This is a genomic window from Rhizobium sp. WYCCWR 11128 (assembly GCF_013416305.1).
GTDB classification, from domain to species: Bacteria; Pseudomonadota; Alphaproteobacteria; order Rhizobiales; family Rhizobiaceae; genus Rhizobium; species Rhizobium indicum.
The window spans coordinates 50,115-73,141 of record NZ_JACCEZ010000014.1; the positions used below are offsets into that span (position 1 = coordinate 50,115).

Genomic DNA, 23,027 nt, shown 5'->3' on the forward strand with positions numbered 1-23,027 from the left:
TTTGTCGAGGCCTTGGTGCGGTCTAGCAGCAGGAGGAACGATGTCCTTATTGACGCTGAAGAACAGACGGGAACGTGGCTTCTTCGATGGCCAATTCCTCATCGCCATGCCGGGCATGGAAGACCGCAATTTTGCGCGCACAGTGATCTACATTTGCGCGCATTCGGATGCCGGCGCCATGGGCTTCGTCATCAACCGTCCGCAGAGCCTCACCTTCACCGATGTGCTGCTGCATCTCGACATGATCAAGCAGGAAGATTCGATCGTGCTGCCGAAGCGGGCGCGCGAATTCCCGATCCAGACCGGCGGGCCGGTGGAAAGCGGCCGCGGCTTCGTGCTGCATTCGGACGATTATTCCAGCGACTCCAGCATTCCCGTCAGCGACGATATCTGCCTGACGGCGACGCTCGATATCGTGCGCGCCATCTCCAAGGGCGATGGGCCGACGCGGGCGACGATGCTGCTCGGCTATTCCTCCTGGTCGGCCGGCCAGCTCGAAAGCGAGGTCGTCAACAATGGCTGGCTCACCTGCCCGGCCAATGAGGAATTGATCTTCGACCGCAGCCTCGACGACAAATACGAGCGGGCGCTCGCCGGCATGGGCGTGACCGCTGCCATGCTTTCGGCCGAAGCCGGCCATGCCTGAGGGGCTGGCCTGACAGCAGCTGACCTGACGGCAGCGGGAACGAATAGCTGCGAGTGACGTTTCATTTCGGCAAGCATGGACAAAAGGCCCATGCTGACCAAGGAGACATCACATAATGGGTAGCACCAGCGACAAGATTTCCGGTAAGGCAAACGAAATTGCCGGCAAGACCAAGCAGTCCGTCGGTAAGGCGACGGACGATCGCGAAATGCAGGCCAAGGGCGCCGTCCAGGAAGCCAAGGGCAAGGGACAGGTCGCAACCGGCAAGGTCAAGGACAAGCTCAAGGGCGCCGTCGACCGGCTCTGAGCAATAGTGCATCCTTCAAGAACCATGCCTGCTGCGCCCCTCGCGCGGCAGGCATTTTTAATCCCCCACCCTCATGCTTTGCAGAGATAGACAAGATGAAGCTTTTTGCCTGCGACAATTGCGATCAGGTCGTCCACTTCGACAACCGTCGATGCGTGCGTTGCAACCATCGCCTCGGCTTCCTGCCAGGCGACCTCGCCATGCATGCGCTGGAGCCGCGCGACGAGACGCTCTGGCAGCTCGTTTCCAATCCCGATCGCGATGTCCGCTTCTGCGCCAATGCCAGCCTCGACATCTGCAACTGGCTGGTGGACGATGATGGCGAGAGCGAATTCTGCGTTGCCTGCCGCCATAACCGGCTGGTTCCGAACACCGATACCCAGGACGGCATCGATCGCTGGCGGCGCATCAGCCAGGCGCAGCGTCATCTGTTTTATTCGCTGCTGCGCTGGAAGCTGCCGCATCCCGATCGGGCGCAAGACCCGCAAGGCGGCCTGGTCTTCGATTTCCTCGAGGATTCGATAGAGAGCAACGGCTTTATCGTGCCGGCCATGACCGGCCACGAGGAAGGCCTGATCACCATCCGCGCCGCGGAGGCCGACGATGCGACGCGCGAACAGGCGCGCAGCTCGATGAACGAACCCTATCGCACGCTGCTCGGCCATTTCCGCCACGAGGCCGGCCATTTCATCTGGAACAAGCTGGTGCGCGACCGCAACGCCGTAGAAGATTTCCGCACGGTCTTCGGCGACGAACGGCAGGATTATACGACAGCCCTCCAGACCCATTATGCCGGCGGCGCCCCCTTGGGATGGCAGGACAATTTCATCAGCGCCTATGCGGCATCACACCCCTGGGAGGATTTCGCCGAATGCTTCGCGCATTACCTCCATATCGTCGACACGCTCGAAACCGCTCGCGCCTTCGGCATCGCCATCGATCCGCGCGGCCATGAAGAAATCGCCGGCGAGGTGGATTTCATCCCCTACAGGGCAAGAAGCGCCGAACAGCTGGTCAGCGCCTGGGTGCCGCTCAGCATCGCGATCAACGCCATCCAGCGCAGCATGGGTCAGCCTGACTCCTATCCCTTCGTGCTCTCCTCGCCTGTTGTGGCAAAACTCGAATATCTGCACCGGCTGATCCAGGGCGCGGCGACGGCACCGCAGCAGCGGGCGGCTTAAGGTACTGAGGCCCGCCACGTCGTTGCCGCTATCCCACTGCGCCGGCGAGTTTGGCTGGAATGACCGCATCGTGATCTGATCAGCGAAGAGCTTGTGTCTTTATTCAACCCAGCCAGCTCCTCACCTGTTCCATCGTCCGGCGTTCCTGGTCCGCTTCCAAGGAGAACGGCGGCTCGATCGTAGCACGCGGCGCCAGGGACCTGATCACTTCAAGGCTGCTTCCAAGGCCGTAACCGCCATGAGTGATGAAGGGCCGGATGATCTTGCCCGAAAGATCATGAGACCGCAGAAATGAGCGGATAACAGGCGGTGCCGTTGTTCCCCAAATCGGGAAGCCCAGGAATATCTCCCGATACTGCTCGAGATTGGCAACCAATTGAGCCAGGGGCGGGAGGAAGCCTTGTTCGGTTTCCCGGCGAGCCTGGGCAACAGTTTCCTCATAGTCTTCCGGATAGGGCTCGGCCGGCTGGATTTCAATCAGCGCGGCCTGGCGTGCCCGGCGGACCTGCAGGGCAATGACCCGTGTATTGCCTGTCCGGGTAAAGTACGCGACCAGCGTGTTCGCGGACGGAGTTTGCTGAGCCTCAGTGCCGGCGGAGGTCATAGCCAGCCCGATGGCCGCAAGGGGCAGCGACGTGAGAAAATGCCGGCGTGCGCTCGATTTCTGCATGCGCTTTTCCTCGCAGCTTGTCGGTCAATTATTCAGCTTCGCGACCCTGGCGATAGTCCTCAGTCGCGACTTTCTCCATCCAGGTCACGCTGTTGCCGTCGAGTGCTTCCGATACCGCAAAATGCACCATCGCTTCATCAGCCGACGCACCGTGCCAGTGTTTTACCATCGGGGGAATCCAGACGACATCACCCGGTTCCATGACCTGGACCGTGCCGCCTTCCTTCTGGACCCAGCCTCGGCCGGAAACGACAAACAGCGTCTGACCGAGCGGGTGCGAATGCCAGGCCGTATGGGCGCCAGGTTCGAAGGCAACCGTGGCACCGCCAATGCGGGCAGCGCCATCACCCTTGTAAGCGGCCGATACCTGGACCTCGCCGGTGAAACGCTCGGCCGGACCGCTTACCGGTTGGCTGCCGCGTTTGACCACCTTGATATCTGCTTCCGCCGGGTTGCTCGAGGCGGACGCTTCACGGCTTGCGAAGACCGTTTTGAGAACCGGCACTGCTGATATGGCGCGAGGCCAGCCGGCATAGAACCCGACATGGGTAACAGCTTCAGCTGCCTCTTCGCGGCTGAGACCATTATCCATGGCGCGGGTGAGATGGAACGTCAGTTGGTCAGACTGCCCCATCGCCACGAGAGCGGCCACCGTAACGAGGCTGCGATCGCGGGCCGACAGATCCGGGCGCTGCCACAGATCACCGAACAATGCCCGGTTTGTCAGGTCGGCAAGGGCCGGCGCGGTAGGTGCCACCTCGGCGTCCACGGACGCGCTGCGGGCGGCTTCCGTTGCGGCATCGAACTGAATGCGTGGGTCACCGCTGTCCGCCACGGGCGCGATCTTCAGCTCGTCAAAGGCCTTCTTGGTCTCCGTCACGGCCGATATCGCATTGGGCCAGCCGGAATAAAATGCAAGATGAGTGACGACCTCGCCCACTTCCCTGGGCTCGACACCATTTTCTAGGGCGCGCTTTACATGGTTGGCAAGGACGTGCCCTTTGCCGGTTGAGATCAGTACCGAAATGGTGACCAGGCTGCGATCGCGCGGGGTCAGATCCCCGCGCTTCCAAAACTCGCCGAACAGAACGTCATCCGTGAAGTGGCCAAGGCCCGGGGCGACGTCATAGACGGCCGGCGGAGCCACGCGGGGGTTCTGCTGCGCTTCGGCGCCTGCGGCTGCGAATGCCGAGATGGCAAGGCTTGCGGCGATGGTTTTCACGGTGATCTCCTTATTGACTGTCCGCTCCGACATAGGATCGGAGGACGGGCCCGATTAGGCATCGGATTCCGAAAGGGGCTATATCCGCCATTCATGAAAGGGGCGGCCTCTAGGACGCCGCTCCGCTGGGCAGTTGGTCAGCGGGCCTTTGTCCCTGGCGGATCTATAGACCGCCGGCTATCGAGGAGAATTTACTCCTGGCCGATTACTCCGACTAGATGCTAGGATCAAAATAGACTTATATTGAGGATTCATGAATGAGGCGCGATGAACTGGGTGACCTGGCAGCCTTCCTGACGGTCGCTGAAGAACGAAGTTTCACACGTGCGGCCGCGCTGCTGGGGACCTCGCAGTCGTCCCTCAGCCATACAGTGCGCCGACTGGAAGATCGCATGGGCCTCCGGCTCCTGACGCGGACGACCCGCAACGTTGTTCCAACCGAGGCCGGAGAGCAGCTGGCCGAAACGCTGCGACCTGCGTTCAATGATATCCGCAGCCGGCTGGATGCACTTGGCGCCATGCGTCATGCGCCGGGAGGCACGATACGCATCACTTCGATCCGGCATGCCGCAGAAACGATCCTCATGCCTGCCGTAAAGGGATTGATGCAGTCCTACCCGGATATCAACATCGAGATCTCTGTCGACAATCGGCTGATCGATCTTGTGAACGAGCGCTTCGACGCCGGGGTCCGGCTTGGGGAGCATATCGAAAAAGATATGATCGCGCTCAAGATCGGACCGGAAATGCGCATGCTGGTCGTTGCCTCTCCGGATTATTTCGCACGGCATCCGAAACCGGCCACTCCGCATGACCTGACGCAGCACCACTGCATCAATCTCAGGCTTGCAACTGTTGGCGGCTTGTACGCCTGGGAGTTCGAAAAAGACGGCAAGCCGCTGAATGTTCGTGTGGAAGGTCAGTTCATCTGCAATGACGTCCAGATGATCGTCGATGCGGCGCTGGGCGGTTTTGGTCTGGCATGCCTGCCAGACGATTACCTGCTGCCGCTGATCCGTGAAGGAAAACTGGTGCCCGTGCTGGAGGACTGGTCACCGCCATTTTCTGGATATCACCTTTACTATCCGAGCAGACGGCTTGCTTCCCCCGCATTCTCGCTTCTGGTGAATGCATTGCGTTATCGCAGTTGATTTCGCCCGGGACGGAAAGGACGCACGGCGCTCAATGTCGCCGAGACGCGCAAAGGCAAATGTGCGGGACTTAAAACGAAACCGCCTTGCCCTTCTTGAAAGGCTCCATGCCCCGGCGGGCGAGTTCGTCGGCGCGTTCGTTTTCCGGGTGGCCGGCATGGCCCTTCACCCAGTGCAGCGTCACCTTGTGGCGGTCACGGGCCGCCTCCAGCGCCTGCCAGAGTTCGGCATTCTTCACCGGCTTCTTGTCGGCGGTTTTCCAGCCGTTTTTCTTCCAGCCGAAAATCCACTTGGAGATGCCGTCCTTGACATAGGCGCTGTCGGTATAGAGATCGACCTCGCAAGGGCTCTTCAAGGCCGATAGCGCCGAGATCGCCGCCAGCAGCTCCATGCGATTGTTGGTCGTATCCGCCTCGCCGCCGCAAAGCTCCTTTTCGACATCGCCATAACGCAGCACGGCGCCCCAGCCACCCGGGCCGGGATTGCCGGAGCATGCGCCGTCGGTGAAGATATCGACGTGTTTCATAGGCTCAATCCGTATTCGGCCGGCGTTTTGATCTGGCGGTGGAACCGCAGCTTGCGGAGATATTCGAGCGGGTCCTTCTTGGTGACCATGGCACCTTCCGGCGTCGTCAGCCAGTCATAGAGCCGGGTCAGGAAGAAGCGCAGCGCGGATCCGCGCGACAGCACCGGCAAGGCCGCGATTTCCGCATCGCTCAACGGCCTGACGCTCTGGTACCCCTCGAGCATCGCCGTGCCCTTGGTGATGTTGTAGGCGCCGTCCTTCTCGAAGCACCAGGCATTCAGGCAGATCGAGACGTCATAGGCGAGCAGGTCGTTGCAGGCGAAATAGAAGTCGATCAGGCCGGAGAGCTGGTCGCCGAGGAAGAAGACGTTGTCGGGGAAGAGGTCGGCGTGGATGACGCCGGCCGGCAGGCCACTCGGCCAGGCGGTGGAGAGGAAGTCAAGTTCGTTGCGGATTTCGGTCTGCAGGCCGGGCTCGACCTCGCCGGCGCGCGCTTCGGATTTTTCCCACAGCCCCCGCCAGCCGTCGATCGACAGGGCATTCGGCCGCTTCAGCTCAAACCCGTCACCGGCCACATGCATCTCGGCCAGCGCCCTGCCGACCTCGCGGCAATGTTTCGCCTCCGGCTTTCTCAGCCACATGCCTTCGAGGAAGGAGATCAGCGCCGCCGGACGGCCGGACAGCGAGCCGAGTAGCGCGCCATCGCGGCGCGGCAGCGGCAGCGGGCAGGACAGACCGCGGGCGGAAAGATGCTGCATCAGGCCGAGGAAGAAAGGCAGGTCGCTCTTTTCCACCCGCTTCTCATAGAGCGTCAGGATCAGCGGATCCTTGGAGGTGTGAAGCAGGAAGTTGGAATTTTCGACGCCTTCGGCAATGCCCTTGTAGGAGAGCAGCGTGCCTGCGTCATATTCCGTCAGGAACCACTTCAGATCGTCTTCGGCGATATCGGTATAGACTGCCAAGTGAGGTCTCGCCCTTCATGCCTTGTTGATATTGGATTTGCCGGAGTGGACGCCAGGCCGAAAGGCCGATCTAGCCGTTGACGAAGGCCATGTCGGCCGCCGTCAGCTCGATATTGCGCAGTTCGCGGTTGACGAGGAAGTTTTCAGTTTCCTGCACCGTTTCGGCCAGCTCGACGCGAGCGTCGAAGCGGGCGCGGAAGGCCTCGATGATCTCGTTGACGATGACCTCGGGGGCCGAGGCGCCGGCGGAAAGGCCGAGCGTCGAAATCGCGCCGATCTCGTCCCAGTCGAGCTCGGCGGCGCGCTGCACGAGGATCGATTTCTTCGCCCCTGCCCTGAGCGCCACTTCGACGAGACGCTTGGAATTGGACGAATTCGGCGCGCCGACGATGATGAAGAGATCGCAGCCGGGGGCTGCCTGCTTCACCACTTCCTGGCGGTTGGTCGTCGCATAACAGATCGAGTCCGCTGCCGGCGCCGTCAGGTTCGGGAAGCGCTCGTGCAGGCGGGTGATGACGCCGGCCGTATCGTCGACCGACAGCGTCGTCTGGGTGACATAGCCGAGATTGTCGGGATCGACGGGGACATAAGCGTCGGCATCCTCGATCGTCTCGATCAGCGAGACCGAACCCTCCGGCAGCTGACCCATCGTGCCGATCACCTCAGGATGGCCGGCATGGCCGATAAGGACGACATGGCGGCCGAGGCGATTGTGGCGCATCGCCTGCTTGTGGACCTTTGAGACCAGCGGGCAGGTGGCGTCGAGATAGAAGAGGTTGCGGCTTGCCGCATCCTCCGGCACGGATTTCGGCACGCCGTGAGCGGAAAAAACCACCGGCTGGGCGCGATGTTCGGCCGGGATCTCGTCCAGTTCCTCGACGAAGACGGCGCCCTTGGCTTCCAGCCCTTCGACGACATAGCGATTATGGACAATCTCGTGGCGCACATAGACCGGCGCGCCATAGGATTTCAGCGCCAGCACGACGATCTGGATGGCGCGGTCGACGCCGGCACAGAAGCCGCGCGGGCCGCAGAGCCTGATCGTCAAAGGAGGTTTCGCCGCAATATTCATGTCTGTTCCGGGTTGAGAGATTTAGGGACCTCTAGCCCAATATGGTCGAGAATTGAAGCGATACTATTGCTGAGGTGCCTTGCGGAACCAGGAGATCGCCACCACGACGATAAGCACGGCGGCAAGCCCGTACCAGGTAAAGGCATATTGCAGATGGTTGTTCGGCAGGTCCATCTGGGTGACGCCGCCGATCGGCAGGCCGGCCGGATTGGGGGTGGAATCGGCATCGACGAAAAAGGGAATGACGCTCGCTTTCTCCAGCCCGACGCTCTCGGCCATGACGTCGAGATCCTTCCAGTAGAAGATGTTCTTGGCGACGTCGTTGTCGGGCACCACCCAGGAGGGCTTGCCGGGAAGCTTTTCGCGCGCCAGGCCGGTGACGGTCTGCTGATCCGTCAGCTGGCCCTGCATGCGCATTTCCGGCTCCTTATTGTCAAAGGGAACGAAGCCGCGATTGACGAAGAGAAGGCGCCCGTCGGCAACCTCCAGCGGGGTATAGATGTAATAGCCGGTCTGGCCGCGCCAGGTGGCGAAGAAGTGCCGCTCCTTGTTATTGATGTAGCGGCCGGTGGCGGTCACCTTGCGGTATTCGATGTCCCCGCCCGTCGCCGCCATCGCCTCGATGTCGGCGAGCGGCACGGGGCTTGCTGCCTGCCGCGCGGCGATATCGGCGATCAGGCCCTCCTTCCAGTGCAGGCGCTCCACCTGCCAGGTGCCGAGCGAAATCAGGATGGCAAGAGCGATCAGCACCAGGATGCCGGTGAAAACCGGCAGCCGGCGGCGCGGCGCGGCATGGTCGATATCAGTCACTCAGGCGTCCTTCGCGGGCATTATGGCGGTATTGCATGGCGATCAGGATGCCTTTGAACCAGCGCAGCGTCAGCAGCGACAGGATAATCGTCAACGGAGCGAAGAGCAGGATATGCACCCAGATCGGCGGCCCGTAATTCACCTGCAGCCACAGCACCATGCCGATGACGATGAAGCCGACGATGAGGATGACGAAGACGGCCGGGCCGTCACCGGAATCGGCAAAGGAATAATCGAGGCCGCAGGCGGCGCAACGCGGCTTTACGCCGAGCAGGCCATCGAACAGTTTGCCTTGGCCGCAGCGTGGGCAGCAGCCCTTGATGCCGGTTTTCACCGGATTGACGGGCGGAAAATGGGCGTTGTCCTCGTTCATTCCACTCCTTCTGGCCACTCCTTCTGGCCATTCCTTCCGGCAGCCTTGGTGGTCGCGGCGCGATGCCGCCTTAACTCTCCCATAAAGTATTCGCAGGACGAAGGGAAATGCCTGCGTGATTTCGTCCCGCCGATAGTTCCTCACATCGGAATCGATGTGAGGAACTATCGGCAATTCAAAGTGTTACAGCGTTCTTGCCACGTCTGAAAAGTCGCGCGGCGCTGGTGTGATTCGCGCCAACAGAAGAAGAAGACTGATGACCAACGATAGCCATTCCGTGCAGATCATTATCCTGAACGGCGCGCCGCGGAGCGGCAAATCAAGCATCGCGCGCGCGGTACAGGAACACTTCGAGGGGCCGTGGATCAACCTCGGCGTCGACAGCTACAATGCCATGACACCGAAACGCTACCTTCCGGGCATCGGATTGCGGCCGGGCGGCGAACGGCCGGACCTGGAGGAACTGGTGCCGTTCTTTTATGCGGCGCTCTACGAATCGATCGCCATCCATGCCAGCCTGGGGCTTAATGTCATCGCCGATCTCGGCCACCATGACAGTTATTCGCAGCCGCTCGGCATCCTCGCCGATTGCGCCCGGCGACTGGAAGACTTTCCCGTGCTGTTCGTCGGCGTGCGCTGTCCGATCGAGACGATCATGCAGCGGCGCGACATTGTCCAAGAAGGGCGCGAGACGCTTTATCTCAGCGCCACGGAGGACGTGCCCATTCCAGAACCGGTGCAGCGCTGGCAGGACGAGGTGCATCGTCCCGGCATCTACGACATGGAGGTCGATACGTCAGTGCTGACACCACTCGAATGCGCCGAGGCGATCCGCCATCAGTTGGATCTCGGCATTCCCGAACCTTCGGCCTTCGAACGGATCGCCGGGGCGCGCTGAGGCGATGAAAAGCGGGTATGAGGCCACCTCGGCCCCGGAGATTGCCGCACCTGCCCCTCATCCGGCTGCCGCCACCAACCGGGGTCGAGCCACGGGTCTCGACCCGTCCTTCGGACCCCCGAAAACGGGACGAAGGGACATGCCGCGACCTCTCCGTCCCTCTCTCGCGTCTCGTATGGCACGTCCCCTCTCCCCGTTTTTACGGGGAGAGGGTTAGGGTGAGGGGCGGCTGTCTGCGCAAACCGGACATCAGTGGCACGAGGCCAAGCAAAACGAGATTTACCAACAAAAAAGGCGGGCACGAGGCCCGCCTTTTCTCAAATTTTGTTCCGATCAGCCGGCTGCGACGGGTGCGCCCCAGCCGCCCCAGACGTAGATGCAGAAGAACAGGAACAGCCAGACGACGTCGACGAAGTGCCAGTACCAGGCGGCCGCCTCGAAACCGAAATGCTGCTTCGGGGTGAAGTCGCCGCGCAGCGCACGGATCAGGCAGACAGCCAGGAAGATCGTGCCGACGAGGACGTGGAAGCCGTGGAAGCCGGTCGCCATGAAGAAGGTCGCGCCGTAAATCGAGCTCTTGAAGGCGAACGGGGCGTGAGCATATTCGTAGGCCTGAACGGCAGAGAAGAACATGCCGAGCAGCACGGTCAGCGTCAGGCCTTGGATCAGGCCCTTGCGGTCGTTATGCAGCAGCGCATGGTGCGCCCAGGTGACCGTGGTGCCGGACAGGAGCAGGATGACGGTGTTGTAGATCGGCAGGTGCCAGGGGTCGAGAACCTCGATACCCTTCGGCGGCCAGGTGCCGCCGGTATAGAGCACGCGCGAGGCCTGAATCGCTTCGTTCGGATAGAGGCTAACGTCGAAATAGGCCCAGAACCAGGCGACGAAGAACATCACTTCCGAAGCAATGAACATGATCATGCCGTAGCGCAGGTGCAGCGAGACGACACGGGTGTGGGCGCCCTCATGGGCTTCCTTCACCGTATCGGCCCACCAGCCATACATGACGTAGAGCACCAGCGCGAAGCCGATATAGAAAACCCAGGGATTGGCAAGCTCGAAGCCGGCGACCTTGAAGGAGCCGCCATTGATATAACGCATGTAGCAGACGCCGCCGAGCGCCATGATGAAGGCGCCGAGCGAGGCTAGAATCGGCCAGGGGCTCGGATCGATGATGTGATAGTCGTGATTCTTCTGGTGAGCATCGGCCATGTCGTTATCCCCGGATGTCTTCCTTCACTCCGCTCCCGGCATAGCCGGAAACGAGCCTTGATCAAAGTTTCTTTTCAATCTTCTCCGCTCCACCCTCATTCGAAGCCACCGGCTTCGGACCCTCTTTCGGGTAGAACGTATATGACAGCGTGATCGTATGGATATTCTTCGATTCCACCGCCTTGACGATTTCAGGATCGATGTAGAACACGACAGGCATGTCGAGCTTCTCGCCCGGCTTCAGGTCCGTTTCCGTAAAGCAGAAACATTGCACCTTGTTGAAATAGACGCCGGCTTCGCCCGGCGTGACGTTGAAAACCGCCTGGCCGCGCTGGGTCTCGTTCGAACGATTCTCGGCGGTGAAATTGACCTGGATGGTCTCGCCGATCTTCGGGTTGACCTCGCGCTCGACCGGCTTGAAGTCCCACTGCAGGCCGGGGGCGACATTGGCGTCGAAGGTGACGCGCATCGTGCGGTCGAGCACGACGCTCGACACCTGGTCGACGCGCTGCGTCGTGCCGTTATAGCCGGTCACCTGGCAGAAGATGCGGTAGAGCGGCACGGCGGCATAGCTCATCGCGCCCATGCCGAAGACGAAGCTCAGGCACATCATGACGACGGCGCCGTTGTTGCGGCCGGGCTTTTTCGGTGCGGCGGGGTTATCGCTCATCCGGCCGTTCCCCCGCCGATCTTCACGATTGCCATCACGTAGAAGAGAACGACGAGGCCGGCAAGCACCAGCCCCAGCGCGATGTTGCGGTTGCGGCGCGACTTGAGCTGCTTTTCCGTGAGCTTGACCAATTCCATCAGAACCAACCTCCCGCATGCGAGACCAGCACCGACGCCAGCCGGTCGATCATCAAGGCGGAGAACACGGCGAAGAGATAAAAGATCGAGAAGCCGAAAAGCTTCTTCGCCGGGATCATCTTCAAATCGCCGTCGGGCATGCGCCAGACGGCGATGGAACAGTATATGAAGATCGCGCCGAGGGCGGCAGCGACGAGGCCATAGCCGAGGCTTGCGAAACCGAGGAAGGACGGCAATACCGCGCAGACGGCGGTCAGCACCGCATAGGCGACGATCTGATGCTTGGTCACCCGTTCGCCGGCAACGTTCGGCAGCATCGGCACCCCGACGGCCTCGTAGTCGCGCATCTTGAAGAGGGCAAGCGCCCAGAAATGCGCCGGCGTCCACAGGAAGATGATGAGGAAGAGAACGGTGCTCTCGATCGTCACGCTGTTGGTCACGCAGGCCCAGCCGATCATCGGCGGGAAGGCGCCGGCAGCACCGCCGATGACGATGTTCTGCGGCGTCGAGCGCTTCAGCCACATGGTGTAGACGACGGCATAGAAGAAAATGGTGAAGGCGAGGATGCCGGCCGACAGCCAATTGACGGCCAGGCCGAGAATCACCACCGAAAAGCCCGACAGTACCAGGCCGAAGGCGAGAGCCTCCGACGGCGCGATGCGGCCGGCCGGGATCGGACGGTTGGCGGTGCGGGTCATGATGGCGTCGATATCGGCGTCATACCACATGTTCAGCGCGCCGGAGGCGCCGGCGCCGACGGCGATGCAGAGGATGGCGATCATGCCGAGGACCGGATGGATATGGCCCGGCGCCAGCACGAGACCGGCAAAGGCAGTGAAGACCACGAGCGACATGACCCGTGGCTTCAGCAATTCGAAATAATCGCGCGCACTCGCTTCCGACAATTCGCCGTCCTTTGCAAGCACCTCGTGATTGTCGATAACCGTCATCATTCCGTCCTGAATGTCTTACCATCAGGACGCCGTATCGAGTGCGGCGTCCTGATGCCCGCGCAATTTACTTGATGCGCGGAAGCTGTTCCCACTGGTGATAGGGCGGCGGCGAAGGCAGCTGCCATTCGAGCGTCGTTGCACCCTCACCCCACGGATTGTCGCCGGCGACACGCTTCCTGGCGAAGGCTTCGAAGACGCCGTAGAGGAAGATCAGCACACCGAAGGCCGAGATGTAGGAGCCGATCGAGGAAACATAGTTCCAGCCGGCAAAGGCATCCGGATAATCGATGTAGCGGCGCGGCATGCCGGCGAGGCCGAGGAAGTGCTGCGGGAAGAACACCAGGTTGACGCCGATGAACATGATCCAGAAATGCAGCTTGCCGACCAACTCGTTGTACATGTAGCCGGTCATTTTCGGGAACCAGTAGTACCAGCCGGCGAAGATCGCAAAGACGGCGCCGAGCGACAGAACGTAGTGGAAGTGGGCCACGACGTAATAGGTGTCATGCAGCGAGCGGTCGAGACCGGCATTGGCGAGCTGGACGCCGGTGACGCCGCCGACCGTGAACAGGAAGATGAAGCCGATCGCCCAGAGCATCGGCGTGCGGAACGAGATCGAGCCGCCCCACATCGTCGCGATCCAGGAGAAGATCTTCACGCCCGTCGGAACGGCGATGACCATCGTCGCGAAGACGAAGTAGCGCTGCGCGTCGAGCGACAGGCCGACCGTGTACATGTGGTGGGCCCAGACGACGAAGCCGACGGCGCCGATCGCGACCATGGCGTAGGCCATGCCGAGGTAACCGAAGATCGGCTTCTTCGAGAAGGTCGAGATGATGTGGCTGACCATGCCGAAGCCCGGCAGGATGAGGATGTAGACCTCGGGGTGACCGAAGAACCAGAACAGGTGCTGGTAGAGGATCGGATCGCCGCCGCCTTCCGGAGAGAAGAACGCAGTGCCGAAGTTGCGGTCGGTGAGCAGCATGGTGATGCCGCCTGCCAGAACCGGCAGCGACAGCAGCAGCAGGAAGGCGGTGATCAGCACGGACCATGCAAATAGCGGCATCTTGTGCAGCGTCATGCCGGGAGCGCGCATGTTGAGGATCGTCGTGATGAAGTTGATCGCACCGAGGATCGACGAGGCGCCGGCAATGTGGAGCGCGAAGATCGCAAGGTCGACCGCCGGTCCCGGCGTGCCGCTTGTCGCCAGCGGCGGATACATCGTCCAGCCGCCACCCGTGCCATAGGCGCCTGCCGGGCCTTCGACGAACATCGACAGCAGCAGCAGCGCGAAGGCCGGAACGATCAGCCAGAAGGAGATGTTGTTGAGGCGCGGGAAGGCCATGTCCGGCGCGCCGATCATGATCGGCACCATCCAGTTGGCGAAACCGCCGATCATCGCCGGCATGACCATGAAGAAGATCATGATCAGCGCGTGCGCTGTCGTGAACATGTTGAACATCTGCTTGGCGCCGTCGATCGCGGCATCGCCCTCATAGCCGTAGACCATCGAGGCCAGGCCGTGGAAGATCTGGATCCCAGGCTCCTGCAACTCCATGCGCATGGCAACCGACAGCGCGCCGCCGATGATGCCGGCAATGATCGCGAAGATCAGGTAGAGCGTGCCGATGTCCTTGTGGTTGGTAGAGAACAGCCAGCGATTGGCAAAGCTCGGCTTGTGCCCGTGATCGTGATCGTCATGCGCGTGGTCATGATGGGCGGCGTGATCATGAGAATGATCGTCGTGAGCGGAAGGTCCAGCCATTGTCCCGATCCCCTTTATTACTGTGCTTCGGCGACGTTGACGGTCTTTGCGGGACCATCGGTTGCGGCCATGAGTGACTTGTAGGCGCCGGGCAGGTCGCTGGCGGCTGCGGTCAGCCACTGCTTATACTTGTCCTCGGAGACGACGCGGATGGCGATCGGCATGAACGCATGGTCCTTGCCGCAGAGCTCGGAACACTGGCCGTAGAACAGGCCTTCGCGCTCGGCCTTGAACCAGGTCTCGTTCAGGCGACCCGGCACGGCATCGATCTTAACGCCGAAGGACGGCATGGCGAAAGCGTGGATGACGTCGGTCGGCGCGGAGGTCACGAGAACGCGGACCGTCTTGTTGACCGGCAGGACCAGTTCGTTATCGACGGCGAGAAGACGCGGATAGATCGACTTGTCTTCCTTGCCGGCGGCCGCGCGGTCCTGATCTTTCAGCAGGAAGGAATCGAAAGCGAGCGGGCTTTCGCCCGAACCTTCATATTCGTAGTTCCACTGCCACTGGGTGGCGGTCGCCTTGATCGTGACGTCGGGGTTTTCGGGCAGCGTCAGCTGCGCCGTCAGCAGGTTGAACGAAGGAATGGCGAGAAGAAGAAGCACCAGGACCGGCCCCACGGTCCAGGCAATCTCGATCAGCGTGTTATGGCTCGTCTTCGAGGGAACCGGGTTCGCGCTGGCGCGGAACTTGAAACAGACGACGATGAGCAGGACCAGCACGAAGAGCGTGATCGGAACGATAAACCACAGGGTATATTGTTCGAACCAGTGGATTTCCCGCATGATCGGCGTTGCCGCCGGCTGCAGCGTCGCCTGCCACGGCGTGGGCTGGTCGGCATATGTGCCGGAAGCAAAAAGCAGACAGACCAGCGTGGTCAGGGCTGCATAAGCCTTCTTCATCACCTTATTATCTCCCTCGAGCGCTTGACCTGCAAAATACAACGCAGAATCCTTGCCATCTTCAGCGCTTCAAACCACAGTTTGGCATTCGCCGCAACAGGTCAGAGCAATTGTCTATGCGGCATTTTTGCTCAAAGCATAGGCAGGTCAGAACGGCAAAACATCCCAAGTTTTTCATCAGCATATGAAAAATCGGCTTTCCGGCCAATCCGCGCGCGACACATTATTTCACAAAGGTCCAATTTCCGCCGCAGTCCCCCGGTTTTCACGGGGTGGGGCTTTTCATTTTTGGTGGGCAGCTTCAACAATAGCCGCAATGATTCGATATCCAGAGGTTTCCATGGGTTTCCGTTCCCTCGCGCAGTCGCTTCTCCTGACTGCCAGCATCGCGGCCGCAGCGACGACGCCCGTTTTCGCACAGCAGCAACCCGCCCCCTCGCAGGCCAAGCCTCCGGCTGCCGCACCGGCACCTGCTCCCGCCCCGGCGCAGCAACAGCCGAGTGCCGCCAAACCGAATGTCGAACCGGTGACACCTGGCCAGACGCAGCCGCCGGCGCCGGGCACGGTAAAGTCCAATCATGGCGCATGGTCCGTCGTCTGCGACAAGCCGGCCGGTGCTTCGACCGAACAATGCGCGCTGATGCAGAATGTCATCGCCGAGGATCGGCCGGAAGTCGGGCTTTCCGTGGTCGTGTTGAAAACGGCCGACCGCAAGTCGAAGATCCTGCGCGTGCTGGCACCACTTGGCGTGCTGCTGCCGAACGGCCTCGGGCTCAATGTCGACGGCAAGGATATCGGCCGCGCCTATTTCGTCCGCTGCTTCGCCGACGGCTGTTACGCAGAAGTCGTGCTCGAGGATGAACTGCTCAAGACCTTCCGCAGCGGCGCCCAGGCAACCTTCATCGTCTTCCAAACGCCGGAAGAAGGCATCGGCATCCCCGTCGACCTCAAGGGCTTCGCTGAAGGTTTTGACGCTCTGCCGTGAGTGCAGCCGTCTGCCGTGTGTCTGCCCCTCATCCGCCTGCCGGCACCTTCTCCCCGCTCGCGGGGCGAAGGGGGGATAGCCGCGACCTCTCCATTCCCACCTCGCTCTCGCAAGGCACGTCCCCTCGCCCCGTTTTTACGGGGAGAGGGTTAGGGTGAGGGGCAGCCACTTGCTCGTCATTTCGAACAAATCAGCCGCCAAACTGATTATGTAAAAGCGTCTCGCGACCACCCAGAGCAAGACGGTAGAAAAGCTTACATCTCCTTCGAGAAGAATAATTCGAAGACAGGGCTTCACTCCTTATAAGGTAGAGTCCTATCTAGGGAGTAAGTGCACTCCTGAACGCATGCCCATTGGAGCCATATCATGACCACCGATCTCCTGACGCTTTTCGATGCCGACGAAGCGACGATGCGCAAGCACGTGGCCGAGGCGCTGTCCGGGGCCGATGACGGCGAACTGTTCATCGAGCATGCGCAGGCAGAAGCGCTGACCTTCGACAATGGCCGGCTGAAGGGCGGCAGCTTCAACACCGAACAGGGTTTCGGCCTGCGCGCCGTTGCCGGCGAAGCGGTCGGTTATGCCCATGCCGGCGATCTCTCGGTGGCGGCGCTGAAGCGGGCGGCCGATGCCGTCGGCGCGGTGACGCGCGGCTATTCCGGCTCCTATGCGGCCGCACCCCAGGGCACCAACAAGAAATTCTACAGCGACGAGAACCCGATCGGCCAGCCGAGCTTCGAGGAGAAGGTCAAGGTCCTGCAGGACATCGACGCCTATCTCAGAGGCAAGGATGACAAGGTGCGCCAGGTGACGGCCTCGGTCGCCGCAAGCTGGCAGGTCGTCGATATCCTGCGCGCCGACGGACACCGTGTGCGCGACATCAGGCCGATGACGCGCATCAACATTTCGGTGATGGTCGGCGAAGGCGATCGGCAGGAGAGCGGCTCCTATGGCCACGGCGGGCGCATCGGCTTCGGCGATTTCATCGCCGAGGGCAGCTGGCAATACGGCGCCGACGAGGCGCTGCGCCAGGCGCTCGTCAATCTCGAGGCGATCGATGCGCCGGCGGGCACGATGGACGTGGTGCTCGGCTCCGGCTGGCCGGGCGTGATGCTGCACGAGGCTGTTGGTCACGGGCTGGAAGGCGATTTCAACCGCAAGAAAACCTCGGCCTTTTCAGGCCTTCTCGGCCAGATGGTCGCCGCTCCCGGCGTCACCGTCGTCGACGACGGCACGATCGACAATCGCCGCGGCTCGATCACCATCGATGACGAGGGCACGCCGTCCGCCTACAACGTGCTGATCGAAAACGGCAAGCTCGTCGGCTATATGCAGGATCGGCAGAATGCCCGGCTGATGGGCATGGCGCCGACCGGCAACGGCCGCCGCCAGGGCTATTCCCATGTGCCGATGCCGCGCATGACCAACACCTACATGCTCGGCGGCGACAAGACGCCCGAGGAGATTATCGCCTCGGTGAAGAAGGGCATCTATGCCGTCTCCTTCGGCGGCGGCCAGGTGGACATCACCTCCGGCAAGTTCGTCTTCGGCTGCACCGAGGCCTATCTGATCGAGAACGGCAAGGTCGGCGCGCCGATCAAGGGCGCGATGCTGATCGGCAACGGCCCGGATGCGATGAAGCGGGTGTCGATGATCGGCAACGACATGAAGCTCGATACCGGCATCGGCAATTGCGGCAAGGCCGGCCAATGGGTTCCAGTCGGCGTCGGCCAACCGCATCTGCGCATGGATCAGGTGACGGTCGGCGGCACGCAGACCTGAGGCGAAAGGACCCGTCATGGCGGACGTCGAAATCAGAACCTTCACCGCCGATGACGCCGATGCCGTGCTTTCGGTGATCCTGCCGATCCAGCGAGAGGAATTCGGCATCGATATCACCGTGGATGCGCAACCGGATCTCCGGGTCATCCCGGATTTCTATCAGTCCGGCAAGGGGCAGTTCTGGGTCGCCGTCAAAGACGGCGCCATCGTCGGCACGGTCGGGCTCAAGGATATCGGCAACAACCAGGCGGCGCTGCGCAAGATGTTCGTTGCCGCTGCGGTTCGCGGCTCCGAGCATGGCGTGGCAGCGCTGCTTCTCGATCGGCTGTTTGCCCATGCCAGGGATGCCGGCCTCACCGATATCTTCCTCGGCACAACCGACAAGTTCGTCGCCGCGCATCGCTTCTACGAGAAGAATGGCTTTACCGAGATTGCCAAGAGCGCGCTGCCCCGCCCCTTCCCGCTGATGGCTGTGGACAGCAAATTCTACCGTTATAAGGTTGACTGACTTAATCGGCCGACATGCATCAGCTCTTCGGCACCTCCGCCGGCCGAAACAGCCACTTCCGTTCGATCGCGGCAGCAAGATCGAGATCGTTGTGACGGGCAAACAGCAGAAGATGACCGAGAACGTCGGCGGTCTCGTCGGCGAGATCGCGCTGCATGTCTTCAGGCGAGCGGCCCTTCGCACGGCCGCGGCCGGTCAGCCGGTTCCATGCCTGGGTCAGTTCACCCATTTCCTCCTGCAGCTTCAGCAGGAACCAGTCGGCATCACGCTCGATGTTGTTGGCAGCGACGTGAACAGAGGATGAGATTTCGAACTGGTCGGCAAGACGACGCAACATGGGCGTTCTCCTTTTGTTTATGGAGGAGACGCTGATTCCCGATGCTTGTCCAGAGTGAATTGCCGCAGTGCCGGGGCGGCGATCAGCCGTGGTCCGGCAGCAACATGCAGTCATAGGAGCGCTGCTTCAGCGCATCGCAGGCCGAGACAGCGTCATCCCTGCTGGCGAAACCGATGAAGCGGGCGCGATAGATCTTGTTGGCCCCCTGCCCGACCGCCTCGGTATAGGGCGAGGCGGACACCAGCGGTGCGCCGCCTTCCGACTTCGCCTGGGCGAGAAGTGCACGCGCCGCATCGGCACTCGGTGCGGCCGAGATCTGGATCTGCCAGTCGCCATTAGTCTTCTCTGCCGATGTCTTCGGCGTCTTGCCGGCGTTGAGGATCTCGTCCATCGCGACGGGACGCTCCAGCGGCACGACGGCGTCATCGGCATAGGCAAGGCTCTTTGCTGCGAGATCGTCGACTTGCCGCCGTGCGTTGAGCGGCACCGGAACATCGGAAGCCTCGGCGGCGGACGCGACTTCGACGGGTTCCCTCGCGCCGACGCTCGCCACCAGCTTTGCGCCGCCGGAAGACGAGGCGCGGCCGAGATAACGGTCGAGCAAACCAGCCATCTTGGCGTCGCGGCTGCGGGCGGTGCGGCCACCGAGCACGACGCCGACCACGCGGCGGTTGCCGTCTCTGACCGCGCTGACGAGGTTGAAGCCGGAAGCGTTGGTATAACCGGTCTTGATGCCGTCCATGCCCTGGTAGCGGTACATGAGATTGTTGTGGCCGCGCACCGTTCGGCCGCGGAAATTGAAACTGGCCGTCGAAAACAGCCGGTATTCGTTCGGATAATTCTTCATCAGCGCGATGGCGAGCGTCGACATGTCACGCGCCGTCGTGACCTGACGGCCGTCCGGCAGGCCGGAGGCGTTGACGAAGACGGTGCGGCTCATGCCGAGCTGGCGGGCTTTGGCCGTCATCACCCGGGCAAAGCCGCTTTCCGAGCCGGCGAGCTTCTCGCCCATGGCGGAGGCGGCATCATTGGCGGATTTGACGATCATGCCATAGACCGCCTCGCGCACGGTGATCGTGCCGCCCGCCTTGACGCCAAGCTTGGTCGGCGGCCGTGCAGCGGCGTATTTCGACATCTTGATCGGGGTGTCCCAGGTTATCTTGCCGCGCTTCAATGCCTCGAAGGTGAGATAGAGGGTCATCATCTTCGTCAGCGAGGCCGGATGGTTCAGCGTATCGGCGTTTTCGGCGGCGAGAACCTTGCCGGTCCGGGCATCGAGGATCAGCGAAGCGCTGCCGGCAAGGGCCGCAAGCGGCGCCGAAACGGCAAGCGTTACGGTCAAAACAGCCGCCAAAAGCTTTCTCATGCACTTTCCCCTCATACCCTGGCCCCTCATACGCTGGCCCCTGATGCGCAGCCCTTGATGCGGGCTGTCGGTCAGACCGGCATTTGTGCCGTAATGTGACAGAAGCCGCAAGTTTGGCGCGACTTTGAGGCAACGCCTATCATTTTTCTAGTCTTTTCATCGTCTTGGTAAACAGGAAATGAAAGACCCGTGCCGGATCGGGATTCAGCAAGGCTTAAGTCGCACTTGCTAGTTTCCGGAAAAGGCAAGGGAAAAGCGCCGCATGACGGGACAATTCAAGCGATTGGGCAAGCGACTGGCGATCGGCGCCGGGCTCGAATTTTCCTGGCTGCTCGCGTCTGTCGGACTGATGCGGCAAGCACGCGGGCGCGGCGTCGTCTTCACGCTGCATCATGTCCGTCCGCACGTGGCCGAAGCCTTCGAGCCGAATGCGCATCTCGAAATCACCCCCCGTTTTCTCGACGCGGCGCTGCGGCGGCTGCGGCGGGAGGGCTACCGCTTCGTGCCGCTCGATCAGGTGCCGGCGCTGCTGGCGGAGCCGGAAGGCGCAAAGCCCTTCGCGGCCTTCACGCTCGACGACGGATACAGCAACAATCTGGAACATGCGCTGCCGGTGTTCGAGCGGCATCAGGCGCCGTTCACGGTATTCGTCGCCAAGGGTTTTGCCGAAGGCTCTCACAGCATCTGGTGGGAAACGCTCGCCATTCTCCTGCGCCGACCAAGCGAAATCTACTTCGATTTCGGCCGCGGCAGGGAGCGGCTGGTGCTCGACAGCCCGCAGCAGCAATGGCATGCCTTTGACCGCTTTGCCGCCTACATCCACGGCTCCGACGAGGCGCGCGCCGTTGCCGCCATTGATCTGCTGGCGCGCGAAAACGGCATCGAGCCGACGGATATCGTCCGCGAGCTGGTGATGGGGCCTGGCGAATTGCAATGGCTGGCGGCACATCCGCTCGCAACGCTCGGCGCCCATACGATCAGCCATCGGGCGCTCGCCCGGCTGCCGGAAGCCGAAGCGCGAATCGAAATGCAGGCTTCGGCGGATTACCTCGTGGCGGTGACCGGCATCCGTCCCGAGACGATCGCCTATCCCTATGGCACACCTGCGGCCGCGACCGCCCGCGAGGCGCGCATCGCTCGCAATCTCGGCTTTACCCTCGCCGTCACCACGCAGCCCGGGCTGCCGTCAGCGCAATTGACCGGCTATCTCCCACGCATTTCGCTTAACGGCTTTTACCAGAAGCGACGCTACGTCTCGGCGCTTGCCTCCGGCATACCGCTGAAGCTGATGGGCAGGTAAAGCCCGTTACGGATACATCCGCACCTTGTCCCATTCGCCTTCCGGTGACGGGCGGCGGAATTCGACCCGATCATGCAGGCGGAATTTCTGGTCCTTCCAGAATTCGATAGAGGTCGGCCGGATGCGGAAGCCCGACCAGTGGGCGGGGCGCGGAATCTCGCCGATGGCATAGCGCGCGGTATATTCGGCCACCGCCTTTTCCAGCGCGAAACGGCTTTCGAGCGGACGGGATTGTCTGGAGGCCCAGGCTCCGATACGGCTGCCGCGCGCCCGCGTCTTGAAATAGTCGTCCGCTTCGGCATCGGTGACGATCTCGACGGGGCCGCGCAGCCTTACCTGACGACGCAGGCTTTTCCAGTGAAAGCACATGGCCGCCTTTTTCTGGCCCAGAATTTCGCGGCCTTTCTGGCTCTCGAAATTGGTGTAAAAGACGAAACCGTCGTCGTCGAATCCCTTCAGGAGAACCATGCGGACATTGGGAAGACCATCCTCATCGACCGTTGCCAGCGCCACCGCATTGGGGTCGTTGGGCTCGGAAACCTCGGCTTCTTTCAGCCATTCGGCAAAGAGCTTGAAGGGCTCGCCACTTTCGGTAAAGTCACCGCTTGTTAACTCGTTTGCCGACATATTGGTTCAAATGCCCCGGATTATTCAAAACTCGCCCAGCTTTTGATAACTGGACAGGATGCAGGGTGGAAGTCATAGCAAAGTCATCTCGCCATACAAAGGGCCTGCGGCGACGCAGCCGCGCGTTCTTCGTCATCGGCGTCGCGATGTTGTCGCTCTCCGGCTGCGTCGGCGGCGGCATGGATTTCCTGAGTGAAGCCAAGGTCGACCGGTCGGTGGCAACCGGCACCGTGCCGCAGACGCCGCCGAGCACCGACACGCTTTCCGACGAAATGACCGTGCGCAACGCCGTGACCTCGGCCGATGTGCAAAGGCTCGAGGGCCAGCCGCTTCCCTGGGCGAACGCATCGACCGGCAGTGCCGGCGTCATCGATACGATCGTCGAGAATAACGAGTCCGGCCAGGTCTGCCGCCAGTTCCGCACGACCCGGCATTCCTATGTCGGCATCGCCAAATTCTTCGGCAAGACCTGCCTCGTCGGCGGCGGCAACTGGCAGCTTCTGAGCTTCCAGCCGGAAAGCTGATCCAGTGGGAAAGCTGAGCCTCCTGAGCTGAACTCAAAGTATACAGCGTCCCTTTGCGCGTTCGAAAAGACGCGGGGCCGTCGCCAACAGGTTAATGTGCGACGGCTTTCTGCCCAATGATTAGCGAAGAGCTAACCATTC

Annotated in this window: 26 protein-coding genes; 10 read left to right on the forward strand and 16 right to left on the reverse strand. The window is 61.6% G+C overall.

Features of this window, described 5'->3' with window-relative positions; translation table 11 throughout:
• Nucleotides 1–40: 40 nt before the first annotated feature.
• The 3 genes from HX898_RS29415 (at nucleotide 41) to HX898_RS29425 (ending at nucleotide 2,134) form a co-directional block, all read left to right on the forward strand.
• Nucleotides 41–646, forward strand: a complete 606-nt coding sequence (locus HX898_RS29415; RefSeq protein WP_130667473.1) for a YqgE/AlgH family protein — start codon at nucleotides 41–43, stop codon at nucleotides 644–646.
• Between the two features lie 115 nt (nucleotides 647–761).
• A complete protein-coding gene (locus HX898_RS29420) occupies nucleotides 762–953 on the forward strand; it encodes a CsbD family protein (protein WP_138328803.1) in 192 nt (63 codons plus the stop codon).
• A gap of 95 nt (nucleotides 954–1,048) precedes the next feature.
• Nucleotides 1,049–2,134: a putative zinc-binding metallopeptidase gene (locus HX898_RS29425; protein ID WP_138387959.1), complete on the forward strand. Its 1,086-nt coding sequence runs from the start codon at nucleotides 1,049–1,051 to the stop codon at nucleotides 2,132–2,134.
• Nucleotides 2,135–2,237: 103 nt separating this feature from the next.
• Here HX898_RS29425 and HX898_RS29430 read toward each other — a convergent pair whose 3' ends face one another.
• A complete protein-coding gene (locus HX898_RS29430) occupies nucleotides 2,238–2,804 on the reverse strand; it encodes a flavodoxin (RefSeq protein ID WP_138387960.1) in 567 nt (188 codons plus the stop codon).
• Nucleotides 2,805–2,832: 28 nt separating this feature from the next.
• On the reverse strand, nucleotides 2,833–4,026 hold the full coding sequence (locus tag HX898_RS29435) for a carboxymuconolactone decarboxylase family protein (RefSeq protein ID WP_180196482.1): 1,194 nt from the start codon (nucleotides 4,024–4,026) through the stop codon (nucleotides 2,833–2,835).
• 257 nt (nucleotides 4,027–4,283) lie between these two features.
• Between HX898_RS29435 and HX898_RS29440 the strand changes: the two genes are divergently transcribed.
• Entirely contained in the window at nucleotides 4,284–5,177 is an 894-nt protein-coding gene (locus HX898_RS29440) for a LysR family transcriptional regulator (protein ID WP_180196483.1), read from the forward strand.
• A gap of 70 nt (nucleotides 5,178–5,247) precedes the next feature.
• Here HX898_RS29440 and rnhA read toward each other — a convergent pair whose 3' ends face one another.
• From rnhA to HX898_RS29465, 5 genes are all read right to left on the reverse strand, one after another.
• Nucleotides 5,248–5,703 carry a ribonuclease HI gene (gene rnhA / locus HX898_RS29445; protein ID WP_003545999.1) on the reverse strand — a complete coding sequence of 152 codons (456 nt, stop codon included), beginning with the start codon at nucleotides 5,701–5,703 and terminating at the stop codon, nucleotides 5,248–5,250.
• Nucleotides 5,700–6,665, reverse strand: coding sequence for a homoserine kinase (locus tag HX898_RS29450; protein ID WP_138328808.1), 966 nt, complete (start codon nucleotides 6,663–6,665; stop codon nucleotides 5,700–5,702). The genes rnhA and HX898_RS29450 overlap by 4 nt, the downstream gene beginning before the upstream one ends.
• A gap of 70 nt (nucleotides 6,666–6,735) precedes the next feature.
• On the reverse strand, nucleotides 6,736–7,737 hold the full coding sequence (gene ispH / locus HX898_RS29455) for a 4-hydroxy-3-methylbut-2-enyl diphosphate reductase (RefSeq protein WP_011650764.1): 1,002 nt from the start codon (nucleotides 7,735–7,737) through the stop codon (nucleotides 6,736–6,738).
• A 63-nt stretch (nucleotides 7,738–7,800) separates the two neighbouring features.
• Entirely contained in the window at nucleotides 7,801–8,547 is a 747-nt protein-coding gene (locus HX898_RS29460; RefSeq protein WP_180196484.1) for an SURF1 family protein, read from the reverse strand.
• Complete coding sequence (locus tag HX898_RS29465; protein WP_180196485.1) at nucleotides 8,540–8,920, reverse strand: DUF983 domain-containing protein; 381 nt, start codon at nucleotides 8,918–8,920, stop codon at nucleotides 8,540–8,542. Before HX898_RS29465 ends, HX898_RS29460 begins: the two co-directional genes overlap by 8 nt.
• A 256-nt stretch (nucleotides 8,921–9,176) precedes the next feature.
• On the opposite strand from HX898_RS29465, the gene HX898_RS29470 reads away from it, so the two are divergent.
• Nucleotides 9,177–9,818 (forward strand): chloramphenicol phosphotransferase, encoded by a 642-nt coding sequence (locus HX898_RS29470; RefSeq protein ID WP_138387964.1) that lies wholly within the window; start codon nucleotides 9,177–9,179, stop codon nucleotides 9,816–9,818.
• A 333-nt stretch (nucleotides 9,819–10,151) separates the two neighbouring features.
• On the opposite strand, the gene HX898_RS29475 is transcribed toward HX898_RS29470, so the two are convergent.
• The 6 genes from HX898_RS29475 to coxB form a co-directional block, all read right to left on the reverse strand.
• Nucleotides 10,152–11,030, reverse strand: a complete 879-nt coding sequence (locus tag HX898_RS29475; protein WP_138328812.1) for a cytochrome c oxidase subunit 3 — start codon at nucleotides 11,028–11,030, stop codon at nucleotides 10,152–10,154.
• Nucleotides 11,031–11,091: 61 nt separating this feature from the next.
• Complete coding sequence (locus tag HX898_RS29480; RefSeq protein ID WP_130788898.1) at nucleotides 11,092–11,700, reverse strand: cytochrome c oxidase assembly protein; 609 nt, start codon at nucleotides 11,698–11,700, stop codon at nucleotides 11,092–11,094.
• Nucleotides 11,697–11,837: a hypothetical protein gene (locus HX898_RS29485; RefSeq protein ID WP_020048779.1), complete on the reverse strand. Its 141-nt coding sequence runs from the start codon at nucleotides 11,835–11,837 to the stop codon at nucleotides 11,697–11,699. The genes HX898_RS29480 and HX898_RS29485 overlap by 4 nt, the downstream gene beginning before the upstream one ends.
• Nucleotides 11,837–12,787, reverse strand: coding sequence for a heme o synthase (locus tag HX898_RS29490; RefSeq protein ID WP_138328813.1), 951 nt, complete (start codon nucleotides 12,785–12,787; stop codon nucleotides 11,837–11,839). The genes HX898_RS29485 and HX898_RS29490 overlap by 1 nt, the downstream gene beginning before the upstream one ends.
• Nucleotides 12,788–12,854: 67 nt before the next feature.
• A complete protein-coding gene (gene ctaD, locus HX898_RS29495) occupies nucleotides 12,855–14,555 on the reverse strand; it encodes a cytochrome c oxidase subunit I (RefSeq protein ID WP_138328814.1) in 1,701 nt (566 codons plus the stop codon).
• A gap of 17 nt (nucleotides 14,556–14,572) precedes the next feature.
• A complete protein-coding gene (gene coxB, locus HX898_RS29500; protein ID WP_138328815.1) occupies nucleotides 14,573–15,457 on the reverse strand; it encodes a cytochrome c oxidase subunit II in 885 nt (294 codons plus the stop codon).
• 316 nt (nucleotides 15,458–15,773) lie between these two features.
• On the opposite strand from coxB, the gene HX898_RS29505 reads away from it, so the two are divergent.
• The 3 genes from HX898_RS29505 to HX898_RS29515 all read left to right on the forward strand — a co-directional run bounded on the left by HX898_RS29505 (nucleotide 15,774) and on the right by HX898_RS29515 (nucleotide 18,732).
• Nucleotides 15,774–16,442, forward strand: a complete 669-nt coding sequence (locus HX898_RS29505; protein ID WP_171599150.1) for an invasion associated locus B family protein — start codon at nucleotides 15,774–15,776, stop codon at nucleotides 16,440–16,442.
• Nucleotides 16,443–16,808: 366 nt separating this feature from the next.
• Nucleotides 16,809–18,224, forward strand: coding sequence for a metalloprotease TldD (tldD, locus tag HX898_RS29510; RefSeq protein ID WP_012756317.1), 1,416 nt, complete (start codon nucleotides 16,809–16,811; stop codon nucleotides 18,222–18,224).
• A gap of 16 nt (nucleotides 18,225–18,240) precedes the next feature.
• The gene (locus tag HX898_RS29515; protein WP_138328817.1) at nucleotides 18,241–18,732 is read left to right on the forward strand and encodes a GNAT family N-acetyltransferase; all 492 of its coding nucleotides are present in this window, start codon (nucleotides 18,241–18,243) and stop codon (nucleotides 18,730–18,732) included.
• A gap of 19 nt (nucleotides 18,733–18,751) precedes the next feature.
• Here HX898_RS29515 and HX898_RS29520 read toward each other — a convergent pair whose 3' ends face one another.
• Both HX898_RS29520 and HX898_RS29525 read right to left on the reverse strand, forming a co-directional pair.
• Nucleotides 18,752–19,069, reverse strand: coding sequence for a hypothetical protein (locus tag HX898_RS29520; RefSeq protein ID WP_064650537.1), 318 nt, complete (start codon nucleotides 19,067–19,069; stop codon nucleotides 18,752–18,754).
• Nucleotides 19,070–19,151: 82 nt separating this feature from the next.
• Nucleotides 19,152–20,435 carry a D-alanyl-D-alanine carboxypeptidase family protein gene (locus HX898_RS29525; RefSeq protein WP_180196486.1) on the reverse strand — a complete coding sequence of 428 codons (1,284 nt, stop codon included), beginning with the start codon at nucleotides 20,433–20,435 and terminating at the stop codon, nucleotides 19,152–19,154.
• Between the two features lie 262 nt (nucleotides 20,436–20,697).
• Here HX898_RS29525 and HX898_RS29530 point away from each other — a divergent pair, with 262 nt between their 5' ends.
• Nucleotides 20,698–21,735 carry a polysaccharide deacetylase family protein gene (locus tag HX898_RS29530; RefSeq protein ID WP_180196487.1) on the forward strand — a complete coding sequence of 346 codons (1,038 nt, stop codon included), beginning with the start codon at nucleotides 20,698–20,700 and terminating at the stop codon, nucleotides 21,733–21,735.
• Nucleotides 21,736–21,741: 6 nt separating this feature from the next.
• Here the strand turns inward: HX898_RS29530 and pdxH are convergent, their stop codons facing one another.
• Nucleotides 21,742–22,362, reverse strand: coding sequence for a pyridoxamine 5'-phosphate oxidase (gene pdxH, locus HX898_RS29535; protein ID WP_180196488.1), 621 nt, complete (start codon nucleotides 22,360–22,362; stop codon nucleotides 21,742–21,744).
• A 65-nt stretch (nucleotides 22,363–22,427) separates the two neighbouring features.
• Between pdxH and HX898_RS29540 the strand changes: the two genes are divergently transcribed.
• Nucleotides 22,428–22,886, forward strand: a complete 459-nt coding sequence (locus HX898_RS29540) for an RT0821/Lpp0805 family surface protein (protein WP_180196489.1) — start codon at nucleotides 22,428–22,430, stop codon at nucleotides 22,884–22,886.
• The last annotated feature ends 141 nt before the right edge of the window (nucleotides 22,887–23,027 follow it).